An 8,731-nucleotide genomic window follows, 5' to 3' on the forward strand; every position below is an offset into this window, starting at 1 on the left:
CGCTTAGCTCTGTTACTCTCTAGGTTTGACATAATATCGCCTAAAATATATCAACTCATTCTAGGATGGGACAGAGCCTTATAAAAAGCCAAATACTGCAAGTATCTGGCTTTTTATTTCGCTAATCGCTCCTCATGTAGTACAGCTCGATATAGCCGATGATATCATTGATCGCTGCAAACCTTGTTTTATAGTTCTGGTGATACACAAGCTCATTCTTCAATGTACCCAGAAGCTTTCTATCGGAGCGTTATCAAAGCAGTTGCCCTTACCACTCAAGGAGCCTGTAAATTGATGCTGTTTGATAATCTTGTGGTAGGCATGACTGCAATACTGGCTGCCCCTGTCAGAGTGGATTATTAGCCCTTGGTCTGGTCTCTTGTTCTTGATTGCCATGTTCAATGCACGGCAAACTAAATCAGCGGTCATGCGCTTACTTATAGCGTAGCCGACGAGCTCTTTGGTATATAAGTCTTTAACACCAGCCAAGTACAGCCAGCCCTCATTCGTCCAGATATAAGTTATGTCACTGACCCAAGATTCATTAGGTCGACTGGCGTCAAACTTTTGATCCAGCACGTTTGGATAAACTAGCTTGTTATGATTTGAGTCAGTGGTGATGTTAAATATCTGCTGATTGTCTTTAATAAAGGCGTACCTTACTAGTTGTCACCTACGTCTTGCGTCACTAAAACAGTCTACTAGACTGTTTCTTAACGTTCCTCTTCGGCAACTTTAAGTTGTTGCTTGAGCTGCTTTATTTCTTGAAGAGCCGTCATAAGTTCAGGATCATATTGTTCTATGCCGACAAGCTTGCCTTGGTTGGCTTTACTGTGCCAGTTAGAGAAAGTCTGCATGGCTATGCCAAGCTGTTTTGCAGTCGCTGAAATATTGCCGTTGTTGTCTGCTGTCCTTTCAACAGCTTCAGCTCTAAATTCGTCACCGTAGGTTCTTAATTTCTTGGTCATGGTGAACTCCGATTAATACGCTTAGTTTACCAAGTTTAGGTGTACGGTTTTTTCAGCATAGCTCAGTTGTCAAATTAGACCGAAAATAGTGAGAATGATTCATTGAGTAATAAGTAGTTAGAGTTTTCTGTCGCTTGGTATTTAGCAGAATGTGATAGGAGGACCAACTGTTACTTTCGACATCGGGAGACTATACAGTTGAAGGTAGTATTTAATATGTGGCATTTTAGGAATAAAAAGTAGATTATGATTTAGCCTTTTTTCTACAGTGATGAGGGTATTAGTTACTACGAGATGTTAATGATTTGATAAAGAAGAGCGTGCTAAAAAATCTTAGGCTTCAGGACGTAGTACGAGCTATGAGATAGTGATCCCCTATCGAAATATAATATGAATAAAAGTACTTAATTATGCTCAAAAACTAACTCTTCACTATAATGAGGCTCAAATTTGATTAAAGGATTCAAGTCTCTCATATATTGAAGTGAATATATATCGGTGGATACTTGAATTCCAATCAGCTTTAACAAACGAGTTGTAACGCCAATTACTTTTATGAAAATCGACCAGTAAGTCGTGAGTCTTGAAGATTGGTTTCTGTCGACTTCGATTATTTTCCCAAATTGTCACAACCTGCGTTTGCCCCAATAAACGTTGTGGATCGTCCATACGCTGGACAAAATACTCACCATATGGACGATCCACAACATCTCCTTGAATACAACCGCAACTAAGGGTTATGTTCTATCATTAAGATTTTTCATCATTACATCGTACCACCACACTACTCAAGGTTTGTCATTACTAGTTAACGGGTGAACTATATAGCAAACGACCTAGCAACTATCTGGACCTTGTATTCGGTCGCAGTATTCATCCATGTAAAACTCCGCCCACCAAGACCGAAATGACAACGTTCCCAAAACTAAGTCATCAATCGGTTATGTCTGCTATAAGCTCGCTATAGCTATTTTAGTAACATCTTACCAGTCTCTACAAATAACAAAATGAAGTCAAGAGAAACCTATCTAGTTTCTTACGCTAGTGTTGCCTTTTTTAGAACGCAAAAGGTTATTTGTTGTGATTATTCTTAATGGTTTATTAGTCATAATAAGACTGACAGAAAACACAAGACTAAAGGAATAGACATGACTAATGGAAATATAGGTATTGTCGGTTTAGGCCGTATGGGCAGTGGTATGGCTCAGTCTTTGCTTCGCAAAGGTTTTAAAGTATTTGGCACGGACATAGGAGAAACCCAACGCCAAGCTGCCAAAGAAGTGGGCGTGAATGTGGTTGCAGATATTAAAGCGCTTTGTACCGAATCTAACGTCATCATTCTATCTTTGCCAATGGCAAAGCATGTACAAGCAGTTGTTAAAGGTAAAGGTGGCATTATTGACTGCGCTCAGCCTAATACTCTAATCATTGATACTTCTACCTCAGAACCAGAGGTGACGCGGGTACTCGCGATAGAGCTGGATCAGTTAGGCCATCAGTTATTGGACTGTCCTGTCAGTGGCGGTCCGGCGGGTGCTGAAGCCGGTACTATGGTGATGCTTGTTGGAGGTGAACGCAACTCCCTTGAACGTGCTCAGTTGTATCTGGATGCGCTAAGCTCAAAAGTGGTCTACATGGGCAAGTCTGGCAATGGACATGCCGCTAAGCTCATTAATAATCTGCTATGTGCCGCACATCTCGTGACCACTGCCGAAGCAGTAGCTTTGGGCACCAAGGCAGGCCTTGATCCTGCAGACCTTATTGCTGGTTTGAATGCCGGCTCAGGTCGTAGTGCAATTAGTGAAGTTAATTTCCCTCGTTGGATTCTCAACCAAAGTTTTGATTCCGGTTTTACGATGCAGCTGATGCGTAAAGACGTACGTCTGGCAAAAAATATGATTGGTGAGATGGGATTAGAGTTGCCTTTGGCGCAGCAGGTAGCTGAGATTTGGTCGCAGAGTGAAGCAAACATACCTGATCAGGATGATTTTAACTGCATTGTAAGAAATGCCGGCTTGGGAGAGTAGGTTATGAGTTTTATCGTAGAAGGAAATGGCGAGCAGCAAGTTGACATATTACTTAATGAACTATTAGGTACTTCTGAATTTGGCAGCTGGATTGATGGAGAATTAGTTACAGGTAATGGAGACAACATCGATCTGACTAACCCAGCAACGGGTCAGGTATTCTTAACCTATCGTGATGCGGGAAAAAGTATTGTTGCTGATGCCGCTGATGCCGCTATGAAAGCTCAAAAAGTATGGTGGTCAATGATTGCCAGTGCACGAGGTCAGTTAATGTGGAAGTGCGGCATGAAAATACGCGAAGCCGCAGAACCTTTGGCACGCTTAGAGTGTATCTCTGCAGGCAAGCCTATTCGTGATTGCCGGGTTGAGGTGGCAAAAGTTGCAGAGATGTTTGAATACTATGCTGGCTGGTGTGACAAAATTATGGGGCAAGTTATCCCCGTACCCACAAGCCACTTGAACTACACTCGCCATGAGCCTTATGGTGTCGTCACTCAAATCACCCCTTGGAATGCACCTGTATTTACTGGAGGCTGGCAAATCGCGCCAGCCATCTGCGCCGGCAATGCCGTCTTACTAAAGCCATCTGAATTAACCCCACTAAGCTCAACAGCACTCGTTAAAATTCTTGAGCAAGCAGGTATCCCGTGTGGTTTGGTCAATGTCATTAATGGGCTGGGACACACCACAGGATCTGCTGCCATTGCTCATCCGGCAACTAAAAAAGTGATTTTTGTTGGCTCACCGAAGACTGGCGCGCTCATTGCTTCGGCATCTGCGCAACGTGTCATCCCTTGCGTATTGGAGCTGGGTGGTAAGTCAGCCAATATAATTTTTCCAGATGCTGATCTGGATCGCGCGGTAGTGGGCGCGCAAGCTGCGGTATTTTCTGCTGCTGGACAGAGCTGTGTATCGGGTGCTCGGTTATTGGTCCATCGTCATATCTATAAAGAAGTGTTGGATCGGGTTGCCTCGGCCGCGAGTAAGTTGCCCGTGGGTTTGCCATGGCATGAAGGCACGATGGTGGGACCGATCAATAATCAAAAACAGTTTGACCACGTACACTCGTTAGTATCGGACGGTATTGCTGAAGGTGCGGTTGTTGCCGCAGGCGGAAAGGCAGGTGCTATTTGTGGCGGTGGAAACGGTTACTTTTATCAGCCAACCGTTTTGGCCAATGTGAAAAATGATATGCGAGTCGCGCAGGAAGAAATTTTTGGACCTGTGGTTTCTGTTATTTCATTCGATGAAGAAGAAGAAGCGGTAGCGATAGCAAACGACAGTCGTTTTGGTTTAGCGGGCGCTGTTTGGACGGCTGATGTCGGCCGCGCGCATCGGATGGCCGCTCAAGTAAATGCTGGAACATTCTGGGTAAATAGCTATAAATCAATCAACGTCATGTCGCCATTTGGTGGTTTTGGTGAGAGTGGCTATGGTCGATCGAGTGGCTACGAAGGTTTACTCGAATATACACAGACCAAAAGTGTCTGGGTCGAAACAGCAAAAGACTCCGCTATCCAATTTGGTTACTCAATTCAATAGTACGTAAGGAGAAAACACATGTTAATTAACGAAACCCTACTAGGTGAAGTAAAGCAGTGGCGTCAGCAAATCCATAGTCAACCAGAGCTGGGCTTTAAAGAGTTCAAGACCTCATCATTTATTGTTGATAAATTACAGAGCTTTGGGATGGAAGTGCATCAAGGATTGGGCGGCACGGGCGTTGTCGGTGTTCTAAAGAACGGCTCAGGTCCTACTATTGGCATACGAGCTGATATTGATGCGCTACCAATAAAAGAGCAAAACGATATTGATTATAAATCCACTCACGAGAACTGTATGCATGCCTGTGGTCATGATGGTCACACGTCAGTTTTGCTTGGTACGGCAAAGCATCTTAGCCAGCATAAAGACTTTAACGGTACCATTTATTTTATCTTTCAACCTGCTGAAGAGGTCTTAGGCGGTGCAAAGGCTATGATTGACGATGGGTTGTTTGATAAGTTCCCTATGGATGCCGTCTACGGGTTACATAACTGGCCAGGTCTACCTGTGGGAGAGATTGCGGTCAACGACGGACCTATGATGGCGTCTTTTGATACCTTTGAGATTACTTTAACTGGTAAAGGAACTCACGCAGCGATGCCACATTTAGGCGCTGATCCTATAGCAGCAGGCGCAGCATTGATTACTAATATTCAATCTATTGTCTCTCGTCGAATATCTCCGCTCAAATCAGGCGTCATTAGCGTTACTCAGATGAATAGTGGGGATACGACCAATGTCATTCCTGATTACGCCATTCTTAAAGGAACGGTTCGTAGCTTTGATATGGACGTACGCCAGTCCATGCAGGATATGCTGACAGAAATGGTTGCCGTACTACCGCCTTTATATGGGGTCACAGGCGAGATGGATTACCATATTCGTTATCCAGTCACCACTAATGACAGTCAAGCCTATCTTGACATCAAAGAGGCGGCTACTGACGCGCTGGGTGCTGATAACGTAAATACTGATGTGGAACCATCAATGGCTTCTGAGGATTTTTCATTTATGAGTCAAGTCGTCAAGGGCGCTTATTTTTGGTTAGGTGTTGATGGTAATAGCCCCTCCAAACCATTACACAATGCGGCTTATGATTTTAATGACGATGCTATTGAGACAGGAATCAAAGTATGGGTCTCTTTAGTTGAGTCTCAGCTACCAAAAATTTCTGCATAAACCAAATCATCAAAAAACGTAGGCATCATAAAATGCAAAAGGAACTGCTATGAATAATACCACTATACTATCAAGTACAATGACGAAGCACTTATTTGATTGGAAGCTGCATTTACTAGTAATTATTACATCGCTATTTGCAGAATGGATAGGGATCATTAAGATACCTATTGGTATTGGTACACTAGTCTTACTGCCTTTGCTATATGCATTCATATTTACACTACTATTGAATCCCAACGTTATACCTTCAATGAAAGCGGTAATTTCTAGAGACCGAGCAAAATTTGCAAGCTACGCCGTCCTTTTGAGTATCATGCCATTCATTGCAAAATTTGGTGTTGGTGTCGGTCCTAAGGTCGAAGAAATCATAGCCGCAGGTCCCGCCCTTTTGCTACAAGAGTTGGGCAATGTAATGACTGCTCTTATCGCCTTACCCGTTGCGGTATTGGTATTTGGAATGGGGAGGGAGGCTATTGGTGCCACTCACTCAATTGCTCGTGAACCAAATATTGCGCTCATTGCTGATAAGTATGGGCTTCAGAGCGCCGAAGGTATTGGTGTCATGGGTGTCTATGTAATGGGTACGTTGTTTGGCGCAATTTACTTCTCATTAATGGCGGGTATTATTGCTTCTATGGATATCATGGATGTTCGAGCGCTCGCTATGGCTTGTGGTATTGGTAGTGGTAGTATGATGGGTGCCTGTTCAGCAGCGCTCGCAGAAACGGTACCTGCTCAAGCGGAAACTATTACTGCGTTTGCAGCGACCTCTAATCTACTAACTTACGCCACAGGGCTATTCGTCAGTTTGTTTGTTGCCCTACCATTCACAGAGTTTTTATATAAAGTTATTAACAAATTTAAGAAGAATACTGATATCAGTACTGCCACACAAAAAGGTTTTGGTTTAAAGGTACCAGAGCAATCTATTTTATCAGTAAAGCAGTCTTTATCTCTGTTAGCGGTTATCTGTATCGTTCTATTGCTAAGCAATTGGGTAGGGCAAGGTGTTGATCCAATTTCTGCTCTACCTGCCATGTTGATTCTGTTTGCTTGTTGTATCGCTGGCGTTTTATTAAAGGAGATTATTCCTGTCAATGTCCCTGCTATTGCTTGGATATCAATTGTGGCCATTTTGATATCTTTGCCACAGTTTCCAATGAGCGAATATGTCTTAGTAGAAACAGAAAAGCTTGGCGTATTACAACTCATTACGCCTGTGCTTGCCTATGCAGGGTTTGCAATCTCTCAGATGGAGGTGACTTTGTTTAAAAAATCTGGATTTAAAATCGCAGTGGTTGCGCTGCTTACTTTCACTGGCACTTTTTTGGGTTCTGCCATGATAGCCCAGGCTATGCTGTAAAAGGCGCGAAGCCGTTCAGTTCGACGTTAACAGCTATTTCAAAACAGCGTCCAGCAACTCAACGTTGCTGGTGTGCAGCCCGTTTACAAAGCTTTCATCCATGACTTCATATGCTGTAGTAATTCATGCGGGCCTTGGGATAGATGACGACCCAACCGAGTGACGATATGAGCTTCACCGCTTGACAGTAGCGTATTGTCTATAGGGATTGCTATCAAATGTCCGTCTTTCACTTCTTTGGACACTACAAAATACGGTAGAAAGGTAAAACCCATATTTGAGCGAGCAAAATTCTTTAGCACAGTGAATGAGTCAGTGGTTAGGATAGGGTCAAATCGAATTTTTTGTTGAAATTCGGCCATTGCTAGTAACTGACGCACGCCAAAACGACTTTCAGCTAGCCCCACTGGATATTCCAAAAGCTCCTTCAACTGCATAGGCTTACTTCGATCGGCTAACGGGTGGTCGGGCGAAACAATAATATACATTGGCTGACAACTGATAACCTGTGAGCGGATGCGCGGATGACTGCTGGGATGGAATACTAGCCCGATATGCGCTTCATCTTCCTCAACCTGACGAATCACCTCATTTGATCCACCAGTACTGATCGAAAGTGTTAGCTCCGGATATAGACAGGCAAACTCAGATAATGGGCCCAACATTAAGTCCCCAACAAAACCATCACCCATTGCTAACTTTATGTGACCCCGCTGTAATCCCAACAACGACTGTAATTTGGAAACACAAGTCTCTTCAGCTGAGACTGATTCCCGATAAAACTGTAAGAGAATACTACCAGCTTCTGTTGGTGTTACTCCTTTTCGGTGCCGTTCAATAAGAATGCATGCTAACTCTTTTTCTAACAGAGATATTTGTCGGCTGATGGCCGAGGGAGCAATATCTAGCTTATCTGCTGCAGCCCGGATCGTACCCATAGTCACAGCCTCATAAAGATAGGATAACCGCTTTCCATTAATCTCTTTCATTGCTTCCTCTTGCTCTGTTTTTGGTTTCATTGAATAGGTGCAGCACTTTGACCCATGGATGGAGCAATAAGGGACAGTATCGGTATACTATTTAGTCGAACCTATAAAAGTGCCCATGGTGTATAAAAAAGTATACCTTAATAAAAACAAACAGTGACCTAGACTTTTTAAAACGATAATCTTTCAAGTTTACTTGTACAGATTTGACAGCAGAGGTCACTAGCCTAGAGTTTGAAGTGGAGGTCGAAAAGAGGCTTTTAATTTTAATAGTTTTTAAGGGTCGCTCACGTTTTGGTCACCGTCGCTTTTTCAAATGATTTAAAGCTGATTGCATAATCATGACCATGAGTTTATATAAGCAAGAGTTTCCCGCTACAGCCCATATTTTTCAGACAAAAAAAGCCCCAATCGTTAGACTGGGGCTTTCTAAATATTTGGTAGGCATAAGCAGACTCGAACTGCTGACCTCTACCATGTCAAGGTAGCGCTCTAACCAACTGAGCTATACGCCTATTTAGGTTGAGCATTTTAGCAAGTTTCTCAGACTTTGCAAGTCTTTTTTATCATAATCTTGCCTTATTATTATTATATTTAGAATTGAAGTCTATATTAAGCACTACAGAATATTTTTTTGTGTATATTTACTAAATATATCAT

Annotated in this window: 5 protein-coding genes, 1 tRNA gene and 1 pseudogene; 4 read left to right on the forward strand and 3 right to left on the reverse strand. The window is 43.0% G+C overall.

Features of this window, described 5'->3' with window-relative positions:
• Positions 1-136: 136 nt before the first annotated feature.
• Positions 137-968 (reverse strand): annotated as a pseudogene (locus JMY08_RS13615) (IS3 family transposase); the annotation flags it as partial.
• A gap of 1,100 nt (positions 969-2,068) precedes the next feature.
• Here JMY08_RS13615 and JMY08_RS13620 point away from each other — a divergent pair.
• The 4 genes from JMY08_RS13620 to JMY08_RS13635 are packed head-to-tail and all read left to right on the forward strand — an operon-like array spanning position 2,069 to position 7,085.
• Entirely contained in the window at positions 2,069-2,995 is a 927-nt protein-coding gene (locus JMY08_RS13620) for an NAD(P)-dependent oxidoreductase (RefSeq protein WP_227679694.1), read from the forward strand.
• Between the two features lie 3 nt (positions 2,996-2,998).
• On the forward strand, positions 2,999-4,537 hold the full coding sequence (locus JMY08_RS13625) for an aldehyde dehydrogenase family protein (protein WP_201593727.1): 1,539 nt from the start codon (positions 2,999-3,001) through the stop codon (positions 4,535-4,537).
• 18 nt (positions 4,538-4,555) lie between these two features.
• Positions 4,556-5,719 carry a M20 aminoacylase family protein gene (locus tag JMY08_RS13630; RefSeq protein WP_201593728.1) on the forward strand — a complete coding sequence of 388 codons (1,164 nt, stop codon included), beginning with the start codon at positions 4,556-4,558 and terminating at the stop codon, positions 5,717-5,719.
• Between the two features lie 49 nt (positions 5,720-5,768).
• A complete protein-coding gene (locus JMY08_RS13635; protein WP_201593729.1) occupies positions 5,769-7,085 on the forward strand; it encodes a DUF3100 domain-containing protein in 1,317 nt (438 codons plus the stop codon).
• Positions 7,086-7,168: 83 nt separating this feature from the next.
• On the opposite strand, the gene JMY08_RS13640 is transcribed toward JMY08_RS13635, so the two are convergent.
• Positions 7,169-8,074: a LysR family transcriptional regulator gene (locus JMY08_RS13640; protein ID WP_201593730.1), complete on the reverse strand. Its 906-nt coding sequence runs from the start codon at positions 8,072-8,074 to the stop codon at positions 7,169-7,171.
• Between the two features lie 435 nt (positions 8,075-8,509).
• Positions 8,510-8,586 (reverse strand) — tRNA-Val (locus JMY08_RS13645).
• Positions 8,587-8,731: the final 145 nt, after the last annotated feature.

It is taken from the genome of Psychrobacter sp. Pi2-51 (genome assembly GCF_904846665.1).
Classification (GTDB): Bacteria; Pseudomonadota; Gammaproteobacteria; order Pseudomonadales; family Moraxellaceae; genus Psychrobacter; species Psychrobacter glaciei.